At 35.2% G+C, this 17582-nt stretch carries 12 protein-coding genes; 1 reads left to right on the forward strand and 11 read right to left on the reverse strand.

Features of this window, described 5'->3' with window-relative positions; genetic code table 11:
• The 10 genes from IE080_RS09160 to IE080_RS09205 all read right to left on the reverse strand — a co-directional run bounded on the left by IE080_RS09160 (nt 1) and on the right by IE080_RS09205 (nt 13121).
• Entirely contained in the window at nt 1-1206 is a 1206-nt protein-coding gene (locus IE080_RS09160; protein ID WP_189581038.1) for a glycosyltransferase family 4 protein, read from the reverse strand.
• The gene (gene asnB, locus IE080_RS09165) at nt 1178-3028 is read right to left on the reverse strand and encodes an asparagine synthase (glutamine-hydrolyzing) (protein WP_189581041.1); all 1851 of its coding nucleotides are present in this window, start codon (nt 3026-3028) and stop codon (nt 1178-1180) included. Before asnB ends, IE080_RS09160 begins: the two co-directional genes overlap by 29 nt.
• A gap of 26 nt (nt 3029-3054) precedes the next feature.
• Nucleotides 3055-3720: an FkbM family methyltransferase gene (locus IE080_RS09170; RefSeq protein ID WP_189581043.1), complete on the reverse strand. Its 666-nt coding sequence runs from the start codon at nt 3718-3720 to the stop codon at nt 3055-3057.
• Nucleotides 3721-3730: 10 nt separating this feature from the next.
• Entirely contained in the window at nt 3731-4942 is a 1212-nt protein-coding gene (locus tag IE080_RS09175; protein ID WP_189581045.1) for an ABC transporter ATP-binding protein, read from the reverse strand.
• A gap of 2 nt (nt 4943-4944) precedes the next feature.
• Complete coding sequence (locus IE080_RS09180; RefSeq protein WP_189581047.1) at nt 4945-5805, reverse strand: ABC transporter permease; 861 nt, start codon at nt 5803-5805, stop codon at nt 4945-4947.
• Between the two features lie 41 nt (nt 5806-5846).
• On the reverse strand, nt 5847-7025 hold the full coding sequence (gene gmd / locus IE080_RS09185) for a GDP-mannose 4,6-dehydratase (protein ID WP_189581049.1): 1179 nt from the start codon (nt 7023-7025) through the stop codon (nt 5847-5849).
• A 163-nt stretch (nt 7026-7188) separates the two neighbouring features.
• The gene (locus tag IE080_RS09190) at nt 7189-8169 is read right to left on the reverse strand and encodes a GDP-L-fucose synthase family protein (RefSeq protein ID WP_189581051.1); all 981 of its coding nucleotides are present in this window, start codon (nt 8167-8169) and stop codon (nt 7189-7191) included.
• A gap of 21 nt (nt 8170-8190) precedes the next feature.
• Entirely contained in the window at nt 8191-10644 is a 2454-nt protein-coding gene (locus tag IE080_RS09195; protein WP_189581053.1) for a GumC family protein, read from the reverse strand.
• A gap of 7 nt (nt 10645-10651) precedes the next feature.
• Complete coding sequence (locus IE080_RS09200; protein ID WP_189581057.1) at nt 10652-11461, reverse strand: polysaccharide biosynthesis/export family protein; 810 nt, start codon at nt 11459-11461, stop codon at nt 10652-10654.
• Nucleotides 11462-11810: 349 nt separating this feature from the next.
• Nucleotides 11811-13121, reverse strand: a complete 1311-nt coding sequence (locus tag IE080_RS09205; RefSeq protein WP_308428164.1) for a nucleotide sugar dehydrogenase — start codon at nt 13119-13121, stop codon at nt 11811-11813.
• 219 nt (nt 13122-13340) lie between these two features.
• Here IE080_RS09205 and IE080_RS09210 point away from each other — a divergent pair, with 219 nt between their 5' ends.
• The gene (locus IE080_RS09210) at nt 13341-14189 is read left to right on the forward strand and encodes an FkbM family methyltransferase (protein ID WP_189581059.1); all 849 of its coding nucleotides are present in this window, start codon (nt 13341-13343) and stop codon (nt 14187-14189) included.
• Nucleotides 14190-14242: 53 nt separating this feature from the next.
• Here the strand turns inward: IE080_RS09210 and IE080_RS09215 are convergent.
• Nucleotides 14243-17582: PKD domain-containing protein (locus tag IE080_RS09215; RefSeq protein ID WP_189581063.1), on the reverse strand; the 3340-nt coding region annotated here is incomplete at its 5' end.

The following is a 17582-nucleotide window of genomic DNA, read 5'->3' on the forward strand; positions in this document are numbered from 1 at the left end:
TCACACTTTAGGAAATCTTTTTAACTTATCTTCAATTATTTGAAGATGTTTAGTTACCATTTGTTCAACAGAAAACTCCTTAGTAATTCGATTGGAATTATAGATACCAATTTCCTTTATTAAATATGGTTGTTGATACAAATTCATTATTTTATCAGCCAAATCGCAATGATTATTTGGTTGAGATAAACAAATATCTGCATAAGTAGTACCTAGGGCTTGCATCACACCACTAATATTGGTAGCAATAACTGCCTTTCCTTGTTCCATGCACTCTAATACACCATTGGGACAACCTTCCAAATTTGAACTAAATACACAAAATAAACTATTCTTAATCAAAGACTGTACAGGATTTATAGAGCCTGTAAAACCAACAGAATCACTCAAGTTTAAATCAAATCCAAGCAATCTTAAATCATCATATGTGTCATCTAGTCGTCCAGCCAAAACTAAAAATGGTAAGGGCATCTGTTTTGTTCTACATTGAAAAATTACTAATTGCCATGCTTTAAATAGTGTGAAATGATCTTTACGACTGGTAATATTGGCAACCATACTTACTAGAGGTCTATGCCTTTCAATTTTAAAGTGAGAATGCCAATCGTAGTCTTCTATTTCATCCGTGTAAGGAATTATCCCATTATTTATAACAGTTATTTCATCAGGATTTAGGTTATAAACCCGAACTAATGCATCTCTTCCCTCAAATGAATTAGAAATTATAGCAGGAACCTTACTGATTATTTTTTTTTCATGAGAAGTTCCAAATAGTTTCCTCCCTTCTTCCCGCTGATTCCAAAAAGCAAACATTGCCCCAGTATATTTCCAAATTTGTGCCACAATTTTATTGGATTCAGCCACATAAGGTATCAAAAAATCAGGCTTTAATGGTTTTACAAATTGGATTAATCTAAAATATTGAAAAGCCTTTTTAAACTTTGACGCTTGGTGCTTAAATGTAAAACAATGCACTTCAATTCTAGCTTCCTCAAGTAGTAATCGAAACTCCCCACCATCTTCGAAGGCTAAAAAGAAAACATTTGAGGAGATATTTTTTTTTATATATGTTGCTAAGATTAATGATTGACGCTCTGCTCCACCAAATCCCCTTAACGTGTTAACAACAAATAAAAACCGTTTGTCTTTAAGTGAATCAAATGAATTTATTTTTGAATCAGCCCTCATTCTGTCTAAACCATTCATCTAGCACTAGTAACAACCAAACATAATACCCTTTTTTCTCAATTAATATTTTCTCAAGCATCTTCAAATCAAACAACCGATTTAAAAGGCCATCAGGATCATAAAACCTTTTTTGTATTTTTTCTAAATTAGATCCATCAAACAACCACTTATCTAAAGGGATCTCAAAACCTTGCTTTTTTCGCTCTATAAAATCTAAATCAAAATCTTTAGATAATAATTTTTTTAAAAGGCTTTTTCCCTGCCAATTTCCATCTTTTTGAGTTAGTAAAAGTTCTGACGGGATAGTAGCTGCTAATTCAAAGACTGCTTTGTCTGTTATTGGTGTTCTAACCTCTAAACTATTGATCATACTTGCCACATCAACTTTGGTTAAAATATCATCAGGCATAAAAACTTTTATATCAAAAAATTGAGATCTGTTAAATTTATTCTGATCTCTAAATCTATCACCATATAGATTTTCTATTTCATTAGGCAAATCAATTAAAAATTTAAAAGAATTTTTCCAAAGTTGTTCACGAAAAGTACTATCCATCCTTTCTCTATAACGCAAGTAATATGCTAAGTCATCAAAAGGCAAGCTTAGCTTGGGATACCTTTTGGGATATATTTTATTCGCTAAAGGATACAAAGCAGCTACAGTTTTATTTTTAAACACTGCATTGGATTGATGACTTGATATTTTTTGAAGCCATATAGGATAATGACCGTATCCAGCAAAGGCCTCATCAGCGCCATCCCCAGATAAAACCATTTTAACATCCTTAGAAGCTAGTTCGCTTACATAAAATGTAGGTATGGCTGAAAAATCTCCAAAAGGCTCTCCATAATGTTTAACCAATAAGGGTAACACTTCTAAGGCATCTCCTTCTAAAGTGATGCAGGTATGGTCAGTTTTAAATTTATTAGCGACTTGTTGTGCATAATTTGTTTCATTGACGCTTGAGTCTTTAAATCCAATTGTATAGGTCTTAATTCCTGTTCCCAATTGTTCGGTCATGTACTTCACAACTAAAGTAGAATCAATACCACCAGATAAAAACGCACCAAACTCAACATCAGAAACAGTATGTAATGCTACAGATTTCCTTAATTCATTCTCTAATTCATTTAACCAAAAATCTTTCGACTTCTTTTCAGCTTTAAAGTGTATATCCCAATATTTCCTGTTAGCCTTTACATTACCTTCAAAATCCACAACCATGTAATGTCCCGGAAGTAATTTTTTAATTTTCCTATATGCTGTTCTAGGCGCAGGGATATATTGGTAAGTTAAATATTGATCAATAGCATACAAATCGATGTCAGTAATAAAATTTGGAGTTGATTTCAGCGCGTTGATTTCTGATGCCCATGAAAAAGAATTCGCATCTTCATAATAAACCACTGGTTTTATACCCAAATGATCCCGCGCTATGAATACTTCTTGTTTAAGCTTATCAATGATAGAAAAAGCAAACATCCCTCTAAAGTGCTGAACGCATGTCTTTCCATAATGTTGATATGCTTTTAAAATTACCTCTGTATCCGATGAGGTATGAAACTTTAAACCAAACTTAATCAGACGATCTTTTATTTCAAGATAATTATATAACTCTCCATTATAAGAAATAATTAATGATTCGTCATCATTTTTCATTGGCTGTTGCCCACTTGATAGATCAATTATAGATAATCGTTTATGCCCAATTCCCAGATTTAAATAAGCATATACACCATCTTCATCCGGACCCCTATGATTCATTTGATCATTAATTCTCCGAAGATCGTTTATATCAAAATTATTATTTTTTGATATATATCCTGAAATACCACACATGAAAAATTAACTTAATTGTTCTAAAACTAAATCCAAATGGAAACTCCAACATTCATTTTCTTCATTTTTTCAATTAAAAGACGCTCTTTTTCTAAATATTTAGGCCTATCATTTACATCAAAATATTGACTATGAAATTCTACAAAAATATGATCTATATTCTTTATGCTACCACTTTTAATTATGTCATCCAAAACAGCATACTCGGCCGACTCAATATCTAATTTAACTATGATTACCTCATATTCTTTTGATTTTTTATCAAGGAAATCTCCAAAAGAAAAACCCTCCACTTCCAGTGACGCTTCCTTATTAGCTTTATACATGGATCCGTTATGCTCTTCTAAAACCGAAGCTCCTTGAGAGGTCTCTCCTCGTTCATCTTCAACAAGCCCAAAAAATTTCAACGTAGAATTATTTATCCATGCTGCCTTTTGTATAATTTCAATTTTCTTATTGTCACCGTACTTATTTTCAATAATTTTTATGCAATTTGGATTGGGCTCAATCAATACTGCATCAAAATCTTTAAGAGGAAAATATTTTTGAAAATATTCAAAACCTTGACCTAAATTGGTACCGCAATCAATAAATAATTTTCTCCCAAACCTGAATCTAGATTTTAATGAAATCCATTTTAAATGAGACTTTACTTGAAAAGTATCGCTGTTTTCTTGTGTAACTATAAGCATTTGACCTAGTTTAATTTACATCCCATTTAGCTGGATAAATCACGTGTGCCGCACTTGCAGTATCTAAAACCATGTAAATTTCTGCAATATTGTCATGTCTACAATAACTTACACTTAAATCAGGCGCATTAATCATTACACTAACCGTATGTCTGCCATTATTTAAGTAAAGATCTGTAAGCCTAACAGATATTAATTGGCTACTATTTTCACTGTTATCAATAATAAAGCCCTCTTTTTCCTGACTCATGACATCCATAACAGGTAACATTTCTTCATTCCAAATAACCAACTGCACAGAAGCCTTTGGAATATGAGCTTCCAACTTGATTTTTAAATTACATATCAAGGAATCTCCATGATGTATTTCAATCATGCCTCCTGCATGAACAATCTGATCACCGGAAATTAATTCAAAACTTTCAACCTTTGCCTCTCGACTTCCAACAATATTTTCTTGTCCTTTTTTGAATAATTTATAATATTCTTTTACCCCTAAACCAATATTGTTAGTGAAAATCATATTTTTCCCAGCCTTCATAAGCATTACCTCATTACAAACTCTATAAATCATAGGCATACTGTGGGAGACAAAAATAACTGCAGAGTTCTTCATCAACTCCCCAATGGCATTCAAACACTTAAACCTAAACCCTACATCACCAACCGCTAACACCTCATCTATTATTAAAATATCAGGTTCCATTTGTGCTGCCACTGCAAACCCTAATCTAACCTTCATCCCTGAACTGTAATTTTGTACAGGCATATCGATAAAGTCACGAATTTCTGCAAAGTCAATAATTGCATCTACTTTTGAATCTATCTCCTTCCGAGTAAATCCCAAAACAGCTCCATTATTGTAAATATTCTCTCTTCCTGTAAGAATAGGATTAAATCCTGCCCCTAACTCAATAAGAGCTCCAACCCTACCACGCATAGTTACAGTACCAGCATCCGGATTAATTAAGCCATTTAAAATTTTAAGTAAAGTAGATTTTCCAGCACCATTATGTCCAATTAATCCTAGGCACTCTCCTCTTCGCAACTCAAAGTTAATATCCCTTACAGCCCAGAATTCTTTAGGCCTTAACTCTCCATCCGAGTTGTGCCCTTTGATACCAAATACCAAATCCTTAACTCCGTACCATAAGCTTGTTTTTAAATCTTTGCAGAATTTTTTTGAAACACCTTCTACTTTAATCAATACTTCTCCAGCCATACTTATGCGCTTAAACGTTCTACAATAACTGGAATTGATAATCTGTAAATGATCAAACTAATAAACAAAAAAACAATTCCCAATCCAGTCAACACCAAAAAGTAAGATAAGAATTGAACATCTTGACCAACAGCAACCTCTCTTAATGTAGTAACAAGAGGTGTTAGTGGATTTAATTCCATAATGATTTTCATCAAACCACTATCTGGAATCCCATACATGACAGGCGTAAGATACATTATTAATGTTAAGCCCATAGTAATTAATCTAGAAACATCCGTATATAACAAACCTATAGGGGTTAAAAAAAGACCAACAGCGGTCCCAACTAAAATCACACTTATAAATACTAAGGGGAAATACAGCAAAGACAAATGGAACCCAACATCAAAAAACAACAAAAATATTCCTAAAAGAAAAATTTTCACCAAACTATTAAAAATCAACTTATAGACTCCTGACAATATCAATGCTTCTTTAGGGAAATTAACTTTACTCAAAATATCCCTTGCACTGTTTGTGCTTTGTGTTGGCGAATTGATAGCATCGATAAGAATAGACCAAATAAGTGTGCCCGAAAAAACATACACAGGATATGGCATACCTGTATCAGCAATTGATAAGGTGCCTGAGTTATTTAAAAAAATCCAAACTAATGCTGAAGCTATAGGAGTTAAGAAGAGCCATAATATGCCTAAATATGATTGCCTATATTGGGCACTAATATCCCTTTTGGCAAATTGTCGAGCTAAAAAGTGAGAACTCCACACATCTGCTAGCATATCTGCAACTAGCTTACCAAGGTTCGTCCTATTTTGTCGGCTGTAAACTTTTTCGGGTAAATCGGATATTTGTACTTTCATGGAGTTTACTAAAACCTATTTTTTGAATTATATAAAACATTCTATTCTTCCTCTCTAGGGATTAGATAACCCAACCTTTTAAGAATCATATCTTTCGTGAAAAGCGCTATATCGGAATGGACCATTTCTTCCACCATAGCCTCTAAGTTATACTGTGGCTCCCACCCCAATTGGGTTTTAGCTTTAGAAGGGTCCCCTATTAAAATATCAACTTCTGTAGGTCTAAAATATCTAGCATCTATTCTAATTAATACATCCCCCACAGAAAGATCAGTATTATCATTTTTATTTTGCGATTGTTTTGCAAGACTGACAGCATTGTTAAATCTATCTTTATCTATCTTACTCAACACCCCTAGTTCATTGACTCCTTCACCTTGCCAGCCGATATATAAACCAACCTCTGCAAAAGCCATTTCTATAAAATCGCGAATTTTAGTGGTCTGACCTGTTGCAATAACATAATCCTCTGCTTTCTCTTGTTGTAGAATTAACCACATAGCTTTAACGTAATCTTTGGCATGTCCCCAATCCCGCTGCGAATCTAAATTTCCAAGATATAAAGTTTGCTGTAAGCCTAAAGCAATCTTCGCTGCGGCACGGGTAATTTTCCTCGTTGAAAAGGTTTCCCCTCTTCGCGGAGATTCGTGATTAAACAAAATACCATTACAAGCAAACATGTTATACGCTTCCCGATAGTTTTTTGTAATCCAATATCCGTAAATCTTGGCGGCCCCATAGGGAGAACGAGGATAAAAAGGAGAATTTTCATCGTACATCCCTTTTGAATTTTTATTCTCTTCCATTCCCCCGTACAATTCAGATGTGGATGCTTGATAGATCCTTGTTTTTTTCTCCAAGCCCAAAATCCTTACAGCTTCCAATATTCTGAGAGTGCCTATACCATCAACATTCGCCACATACTCAGGAGAATCAAAAGAAACTTTCACATGGGACATGGCACCTAAGTTGTAGATCTCGTCCGGCTGTACTTCTTGAATGATTCGAATGATATTGGTCGAATCAGTCAAATCTCCATAATGTAATTTAAAATTTACATGATCTTCATGTTGATCAACATACAAGTGGTCTATGCGCTGAGTATTAAAAGATGATGCCCTCCGTTTAACGCCATGCACCATGTATCCTTTTTCTAGTAAAAGTTCTGCAAGATAAGAACCATCTTGACCGGTAATACCTGTAATTAATGCTACTTTCATATGCTAAAGACCAAAGCGTTTCACAAAGAGAATAATTGTGTTACCCAATGGTATTAATTTTTATAAAACAATTCTTTTAATCCCATTCTCCATCATTTTGATAAAGTGATTCATAAATTACCGTTTTTGAATCACCAAGATAGGCTGACTAGTTTGCGGTACTTCAAATTTTTACTTCTTTGAAAGAGTTTTGATTTTCCAAGAACCAATCATAAGTACTTCGTATACCCTCTTCCAAACCTAACTTTGCCTTCCAACCCGCCTGGGTCATTTTGGAAACGTCCATCAACTTTCGTGGGGTCCCATCAGGCTTATTGTCATCCCAAACTATATCTCCCTCAAATCCAACAATTGATTGGATCATGGAAGCAAGTTCTCGAATACTTAAATCCACTCCTGTACCCACATTATACAAATGGTCTTCCAAGGAGTTTTCTAATGCAAAAACTACCGCATCAGCTAAATCATCCACATGTAAAAACTCCCGCATCGGTGTACCAGAACCCCATAACTCGACCCTTTCGATATGCTTAGGATTTGACATCCTCAAATCTTCACTTCTCACCTTAGCCTCGTGGAACTTTCTGATCATTGCAGGCAATACATGTGAAGTCTTCAAATCAAAGTTATCATTAGGCCCATACAGATTGGTCGGCATTAAAGAAAGAAAATCCTTCCCATATTGTATTCTTGCTGCTTCACAAGCCTTAATCCCTGCAATTTTTGCTAATGCATACCATTCATTTGTAGGTTCAAGGGCAGATGTCAATAAATACTCTTCTCTTAAAGGTTGATTCGCAAACTTTGGGTAAATGCATGAAGAACCCAAAAAAATAAATTTTTCTACTTCATATGTGACTGAAGCATCAATCAAATTATTCTGAATTTTCAAATTATCCATCAAAAACTGATAGGGGTATTGTTGATTTGCTAAAATACCACCAACTCTTGCCGCAGCGTCTATCACAATTGACGGTTTATTAATGTTAAAAAAATCATCAACTGCTACCTGATTCCGCAAATCTAATTCTGATGAAGGCATAGTTAATAAATTACTATATCCTTTCCTTGAAAGCAAACGCAGAATAGCTGAACCAACCATTCCATTGCCTCCAGCTACATAAATTAAAGCATTTTTATGCATTGATTTTTAGTAAAATAAACTTTAAAATTTTTGAAAAAATTTCTTTATTTTTTTCGAATACTTCTTTTTAAAACTAATTTTCTCCTCATCATGATATCCATAAGAATTGTTTCCATAGCCATAACCGTAGCCATAACCATAGCCATACCCATACTTATATTTATCTACATGAACATCATTTAAGATTCCGTAAATTTTACTAACTCCGCCTTTTTCAACTAAATTATTTAAAACATCCACATTCCCTTTAGATGAGTACCCTTGTCTAAACACAAAGAAACTAAGGTCCGCATGAGAGAACAGTTGTTTGGTTTCAGAAACCAATCCCACAGGAGGGCAATCAAGGATGACCACATCATATTCTGCTTTGATTTCTGCCATCATTTCTTTGAATCGATCTTGCAATAACAATTCAGCCGGATTGGGAGGTATGGGCCCAGATAATATTACATGAAAATTATCGTAACCTGTATTTTTAACTGCCTCACGCCAAGAAAGAGCAGAACTCAAACATGTACTGACACCTATATCATTGACCATACCGAAATCCTCTGCAATTTTTGGTTTCCGAAGATCCAATCCTAATAGGATAGTTTTTTTACCCATTAAAGAATACACAGATGCAATATTGATAGAAGTAAATGTTTTACCCTCCCCTGATATGCAAGAGGTAAACAATAAAGTCAATTTATCTTGCATCGGAAGAAGATAAGCAGTATCAGCTCTTAGGCTACGGAATGACTCCGTGACCGTGGAGCGTGGGTTGGTTAATACAGGAATGGCGCTATCTCCTTCATACCTCCCAATTGCACCAATAAAAGGCACAACCATCTTTTTTTCCAATTCTTTAATATCTTCAATCTTATCATTAAAAAAATCTTTCAGGAAGGTAAATCCAATAGGAATAAAAAAACCAACAAGTAACCCAAGCATTAGATTTTTGGATGTCTGAGGAGCAAAAGGAGCATATGAAGCCTTAGCCTTATCTAAAATCATATTTTTGGGCAAATTAGCAGCTGTAGTAATTTGTGCTTCAGCTCTTTTTTCCAACAAATAAATATAAATATTTTCATTGATAGAGAACTGTCTTTGAATACTAAGCAACTTTCGTTCAGTTTCGGGCAAGGCATCAATCTCTCTTTCTGCTAACCTCACTTTTGAATTAATTTCAGATAACGCTAATTCCGTATTCCTAATTGCTGCATTCACATTCTCAATAAGTGTTCTCTTTGTACTTTCTATTTTATTACGAATTTCTCGCATTGCTGGGGCTTGTTCCGCATAATTTGCTGAAAGTCTAACCTTATCAGACTGCAATTCAGATAAATTTGCCACTAGTGCATTCAACAAGGGGTCAGTAAGCCCAACCACCGAAGGGGCAATTAATTCACTTATTTTATCACTATTCAAATAGATTTGTAAATTTTGATAGTATTTCAGATTAATATCTATTCTAGATTTTTCTTTTTCCAATTCTTGCAGCCTGGCAAATGCTACCGAACCTTCCTGAGATAAATTAAAAATTCTATTTTGAGTTCTGTATGCTTCCAATTTATCTTCCACAAAATTCAAGGAGTCTGTAATTCCTAGTAACTGCTGTTCGATAAACCTGATAGTATTTTCAGAAGCTTTATTCTTTTCTCTTAACTCCCGATTTAAATATGTCTCCATTAATTTATTCAGATAATCCTCTCCCAACCTTCGATCAACAGCAGACATACGTAAACTTAAAATAGTAGAAGAGTTCCCATAAGGCTCAATTTGAACGGAACCTCTATACATGTTGGCTAAAGAATAATTATCAAATAACTTGAATACTATTTCTTCCTGATCTGACGCATAAATGTTTTCAATTTTTAGTTCAAAATTATCCATGGAAATCAGTTCGCCAAATTCAAAAACACCCTCATTTACCTCAACTCTTTCATATCTTGTATTATTAAATGGATTTAATGACTTGAAAAATGATTTAGATTTCTTTTCAAGATACAATTCAAATGAATCAGTTCCAATAACCTTTATTTTAAAGAAAACACCCGTAAGTTGGGGTCGCTTCCAATCAACTGAAACTAAAATTGGCACATTACCATAAAGCTGTGTATTCCTGTAAAATCCTTCTTTAAAATACGCGACGTTTAAATTCATTCCGGCAACCGTTTCCTCGGCTAAAGAAAATGACCTTAAAATACCAATCTCATTTTGTAAATTAGATCTGCTTTGATTAAGGGCTGAAGGGTCAAACAAGTCATTTCCCAAAGCAGATTTACTTTCAGTAATTAAAATAGTAGAATCTATACTATAGATTGGGTTTGTTGTCCGATTATTTATAAAACCATACAATAAGCCTGCTAAACTAAAGACAAGAATATAAGGCCAAATGCCTAAATAGCGAAACAGTATGGATTTTAAATCCAGTGATTCCGTCGAGAATATGGAAGAAGATGAATTCGTAGAAGATTGACTGTTTTTGGACATCAATAAATCAATTTAAAATTATAGCTAAAATTAACCCTACAGCCGTAAATGTACTTACAAATAAAGAAAGAGATTGCACAGCAGTTTCGCCAGATCCTAGCTCTCTTACCTTCATTGGTTCAGCATAAAGTTGATCATTTGGCTGTATAAAGTAAAAAGGAGAACTGATCAAATTCCTATCCCTTAAATTGACTCGATGGATTTTGGAACCATCAGGATATTGTCTTATCAGCATCAAGTCATCACGCTTGGCTAAATTTGTTAAATCTCCAGCAGTGGCAATTGCTTCTAAAATAGTCAAACGCTCTTGCAGGACTACATATTTACCCGGTGCATTAAATTGACCAAGTGTTGCAAACCGTATGCCTCCCAATTGAATTTTCACATAAAGATCAGTGGTGACAAATTCCCTGATTTTTTCTTCTATTACAGCTCTTGCCTCCTCCAATGTCATATTAAGAACACTTATCTGACCCACAATCGGTAAACGCACAAATCCATATTGATCTACGGAGTATCCCGTAAGATAGAATATATCCCCTGCTCCCATCATTCCACCCATACCCATATTATTCATTTGCTGCAAAGAACTACTAAAGCCACTCTCCAAAAAATCATCTACTGTTTTGATCTCTACGCGGATGATATCATTAAACTGCAAACGATATTCAGGGATTTCATAAGAAATCAGCTGCTCATCAAAAATTGGTTCTCTATCCGGTAGATTTTGTAGGTAAATTAACTTTTTGTTTGAAATACAGGAAGAAAACACCAGTACCAATAAGAAAAACCCTAGGAGAGACTTAATGAAATTCATATATCTTTAGATAAATGTGGATAATCGATAAATTTAGTAATATTTCAATTGAAGACAAATATGCTTGATTTATAAAGCTTCGCCCTTTCAGTCACATCATGACCTAACAAAAATAAACTATTTCAAAAACAAATGATGGTCATGCGCAAACAATTACAGGGTTGAATGAAAAAAGACTAACTGATTCCATGAAATAAAACATATCAGAAATCTTATAACCAACCAAAACTGTAATTCAGACCATAGTTATCTATGTATTACAAATAAAAATCATACAATAAACCTCAGCATCAGGCCTCACTGTGCCAATCGGTTGACTGTATGATTATAGACATTTATGCAAACTCAATCACAATCTGGCATCAACCATTTCTTTAGGAAGTACCCCTTTCACATCATACAAGACCTGATTGGATGACTTCTCTATTTCCCATGTCTTAAATTCATCATGAGCAACTGCTAAAATAATCGCAGAATACTGGGATAAATTATCTTTGGTTTTTCCATTGATGATCTGTACCCCATACTCATGCATGACCTCTTTAGGATCTGCCCATGGATCATAGACCTCAACCTTTATATCGTAGGAAACCAATTCATTGTAAATATCAATAACCCGAGTGTTACGAACATCCGGACAGTTTTCCTTAAAGGTAAACCCTAATATAAGTACCTTGGAATCGATTACTTTCAAATCCTTCCGCATCATCAATTTAATGACTTCTGTAGCTACATACTTACCCATAGAGTCATTTAGCCTTCTACCAGCCAAAATAATTTCTGGATGATAGCCAACTTCCTGTGCTTTCTGTGCCAGATAGAAGGGATCTACCCCAATGCAATGACCTCCAACCAAACCTGGTTTGAATGGAAGGAAGTTCCATTTAGTCCCAGCAGCTTTCAATACCTCTTGGGTATCTATCCCCATCAAGTTGAAAATTTTCGAAAGTTCATTTACAAAGGCTATATTGATATCCCTTTGTGAGTTTTCAATTACTTTGGCAGCCTCTGCTACTTTAATGGAGGAAGCTTTGTATGTACCAGCAACAATTACTGACTTATACAACTCATCTACGTAATCAGCAATTTCAGGAGTAGAACCCGATGTTACCTTAAGGATCTTAGTAACCGTATGTTCTTTATCACCTGGATTGATACGTTCTGGAGAATATCCTGCATAGAAATCCTGGTTGAATATCTTCCCTGAAATACGCTCGATAATTGGAATACATTCCTCTTCCGTAACACCGGGATAGACAGTTGATTCGTAAATGACGACATCTCCTTGCTTTAAAATACCCGCAATCATTTCGGATGCTTTGATCATTGGAGTTAATACAGGCCTATTATATTTATCCGTAGGCGTAGGAACTGTCACAATGAAAATATTACATGCAGCAATGGATGCTATATCACAGCTGACAAATAGACCTCTATTCTTTTCCGTAACCTTATCAAGACTTTCTTCTAAAACAGTCTGAAGTAATTCATCCTCTACTTCCAATGTCCTGTCTTGACCGTTTGCTAGTTCATTAACTCTTACAGGATCAATATCAAATCCGATAGTTTGGTATTTTTCAGCGAAGGCTACTGCCAAAGGCAATCCTACGTAACCCAATCCAATAATTGCAATCTTGGATTCACTTAATGGAGTAATCATAAAAATTTATAAACCTTTAATTCGTTCTTTTCAATGGTCAAAAATAGTTTAAATTTTGGTGTTTAAAAATCGTTTTAAAAAACAATCTAAAACTTGATAGAAATTTCATAAAAGATCTGCTAAATATTTCGAATAAATCAAAGACTTAGTATTTTTCGTAGATTTCAATTAATATCACTCCATTAATTCTTTAAAAAAATCTAGCCAATCATTGACTATATGAATAATCAAGCTAAAATTACCGAAAACGAGCTTTTTAAACTTGTCATGTTAAGAAAAGTTACACGCATTTTACCTAAAAATATAGGCTATCGATTGGCCCATTATTTTTACAACTTTGAATCTCCTAAAGTCCAAGGAGTGGACTTAGTGATAGAAACAAATCAAGGAATTAATTGTCTCATCAATACAAAAGACCTCATAGGTTGGACATTATTCTTTTTTGGAGAGTATGAAAAATTAACAAATAAGATCCTACTTGATTATGTCAAAGAAGGTGATGTGGTTATTGAAGCTGGTGCAAATATTGGAACGGAAACACTCTTGATTTCAAAGCTTGTGGGGGCAGAAGGTAAGATATTTGCATTTGAACCTTCACCACATGTTTTTGAAAAACTAACATGTAATGTAAAGCTGCATACAATTTATAACAATGTACAATTATTTGATTGTGCGTTAGGGGAAGAAGATTCTACCATCACATTTTATGTATTCCCAAAAAAATACCATAACTCAGGAATTGGGGGAAAATACTCTAACTGGGAAAACACAATACCCATAACAGTCCCTCAATTAAGCTTGGATTCGTGGGCTGCAAAACATCAACCTAATCGAATTGATTTTATTAAAATGGATATCCAAGGGGCTGAGTTAGACCTCCTGCATGGTTCTTCTAAACTAATAAGTACCTATAGACCAAAAATTTTCTTAGAAGCTCAGGAGAACCAAGCCAAACTATTTGAATTTCTAACAAATAAATCCTACACAGTTCATCAAATTGCAGACCATGGGCTGGTAAAATTAAGCTCAGCCCCTGATTACGCTTCGGACTGGTTGGCATTACCCTAAAAGAAAAAACGGATAACTGAAAAGCTATCCGTTTTTTTTCTTTTGAAATCTCCCTATTTGATCAACAAAAACACTCCTGACCTTTCAACTTTTTCTCCTTCTCTTGTTGTAAATATAGCCTTGTACACATAATTCCCATTAGGAACAGGAGAGCCATTCAAGGTCCCGTCCCACCCTTCGGTATTCAATTCATTGGTACGGAAAATCAAATCTCCCCATGTATTGAAAATATATAATTCCATGGTTGAAATACCTCTAAATTTAGGTTTGAAAAATTTATTTATACTTCCTAAAGGAGTGAAAGCATTCGGGAAAATTATCAAATAATCATTAAATACACTCACGACTCTGGTAAACTCCGAGGTACATCCAAAAGCATCAATCACCAATAGCCTTACGGTATAGGTTCCTGTTTCTGCAAATTGATGTATAGGATTTTGATCTGAACTTGTATTCCCATCACCAAAATCCCAATTCCAAATAACTGCATTTCCATTTGAAAGATCATTAAACTGTATATCTTCCAAAATTTGGACCTCTGCATTTGGAATTTCAGTACCATTGATATCCACCAAATAATCAAAATTGGCTGTAAGCAGTTCATCAGTGATAATCACTGATATTCTATTTACCGCCGTCCAGCAGTTTGTACCTCTAAATGAGCTTTGCACATTATAACTACCAGAAGAAGAAACTTCATATAAATCATCAATCCTTAAAATATTCCCATTAGGGCTAGTGATGATATAATCAAAAACATTTGGATTAAACCCTTCAATAAATTGGGTCAAATCAACAGTCCCCTCTGGGTCACAAACAATAGAAGGATTTGAGACTCTCAAGGTCGGAATTGGGCGTACCGTAATTCTTGCTTCCACTGTTTCCGGCACACAACTCGTCCCTTCTATAGATACAAAATAACTATAGGTTGTATTTGAAGCAGGTAGATTTTGTACTGTAAGAGTTAACCCATCCGAGGTATAGGTAGCACCGTATCTATCAGGAGCAGAGTTAAGTAGTACTGGATCAGTAAGATTTCTGTCGTAATACCAAGTATATCTCACAGCAGGATTAGCAGGAATTAGCTGTGGACTTAAAGTTGCTGTTTCACCTACACAAATAACAATATCTTCTACTTCAATCTCAGCGATTGTTTCTCCCATAAAAATGTCTGATATAACTATTTCACAGCTATTTGCATCTATTGCCTGTATACTATAGGTTCCACCAGCAATCAGATTCAAAGCAAAATCAACTCCCTGACCTTGACTTGATGTAGAGACTATTTGCCCTGAAGAAGAAATCAAATTAATTGTGTAAGGGGCTGTTCCACCTGACACACGTCCATTGATACTTCCTGTTGATAAGCCACAAGAAGCCTCCGCTATAGTCAAATTATCCAATGATACTGGAGCTGAAGGCCCCAAAATCACTACATCCTCTTGTAGTTGATAGCTACACCCAGAAGCTGACAATGCTTCAATGCTATAGGTACCTGGTGCCAATCCAGCAATAACTCCATTAGTTACAGTTACCAGAGAACCGTTCAACCTGATTTCAAAAGGTTCTATTAATGCAGAACTAACGGAAATACTACCACCATCACCAAAACATAATTCATCTTGCTTAGAAACCGTTATCACAGGGGCTGGCAAGACATTAATTTGTGCTTGCTGAACATCTCCCTCACACACACCTGACCCACTTACAGTAACCCACAAATCAACACTTTCTCCTCCCTGAATACCTTCAAGCGAAATTTGTCCATTACTAGCAATTGTAATACTTACCCCATTACGTATCTCACCAGATGTCAACAAATTAGTGGAACTAACACTACCCCAATACCAAGCATATATTGCGTTTGAATTGACAGGATTGATGGACGGAGTTATAGTTGCCACCTGACCTTCACAAATCTCCACATTTGCAACTGTGATTTCAGTAGGTCCATTTAATATTTCAATTGGACTAGGAGAATTAACCGTACATCCATTGGCATCAATAATCTGAACCTCATAAACACCTGGAGCTAATTGATCAAACATGTAAGTTCTGTCTGATGTAGTGATACGTCTGATTTCAGTCGATCCCTCAAACAAAATCACTGTGAACAATTCGGTGCCCCCAGACCAAGAAACCTCAATTTCTCCATCATTAGAACCGCATGCACTATCTTTGGTATCAAAGGTTTGGAAAACCAATGCTTCTGGCTCCATTATTTCAAGAACTATTGGTTCAGAAACACAACCAAACGCATTTGAAACTTCTACGATATATGTGCCAGGAGAGAATCTCTCTAATGCAAGTTGAGTCTCCGTTAAAACCTGTGCGCCATTAATGGTATAAATAAATGAATTATCTCCACCACTCATCAACAAAATCTGACCGTCATTAGCACCAAAACAACTAATATCTTGGCTTTGTAAAATAGGATTAGGCGTAGGATATACTTCGAAATCAAAGCGTAACTCTTGACCTGTACAAAGAATCGTTAAGTAGTAAGTATATGTACCGGGTGAGAGTCCACTAATCTCTAAAGAAAGACTATTTAAATCTTCAGATAAATTATAAGATACCGCAGGATTTGTTGGGTCGACTCCATCTTCAATAACTCCTTGAAGATTGGGCATTCGAGACCAAACAAAATCAGTTTGAGCTGCACCTGAAACAGTATTTAGCGCAGATAATGTGATTGATTCTCCCTCGCAGCTATCTTGCAATGGAACAAGTTCATAATTAGGATTAGGTTGTTCGATTATTTCAAATTCAAAAATCTCCTCACAACCCTCTGCATCAAGGATAATCAAGTAATAGAACCCAGGTAAAAGCCCCTCAATACCGGTTAATGTTCCATTAGATACTAGTGGTCCTGTTGGAGAATCTCTTCTCCATTCAAATGAGTAACTACCCCAACCACCTTGCACTTGAATATTGGTAATGCTCCCATTTGCTAATCCACAAGAAGAACGCTCAATGATCACATCATTATTGATACCTATTGCGCTCGGAGGACCTAAAATTTCTACTGATGGAAGAATCAACTCACAACTAAAAGTACCCGATGCGTCTCTCACACTCACCTCATAGGTACCAGGACTTAAGTTTTCAAAAAGATTTGAACTAACCCAGTTAACTCCATCAAGAGAATACTCCAATGGGGGATTGCCGCCAGAAATGTATAGCACTTCAATACTCCCATTATTATCACCAAAACAAATTACAGGTGTGACTACTGTTGTTGCCTCTAATGGTAAACTCACCTCAATCGTACCAACCTGAACAATCGTACAAAACTGGGGCCCTGATAATTCTAAGTAATACGTATAAACTCCTGCATCTAAATTAAACACATTGAGTTCTCCTGTAACAGGGTCTACCTCATACATCACC

It is taken from the genome of Mongoliitalea lutea (genome assembly GCF_014652135.1).
GTDB lineage: Bacteria > Bacteroidota > Bacteroidia > Cytophagales > Cyclobacteriaceae > Mongoliitalea > Mongoliitalea lutea.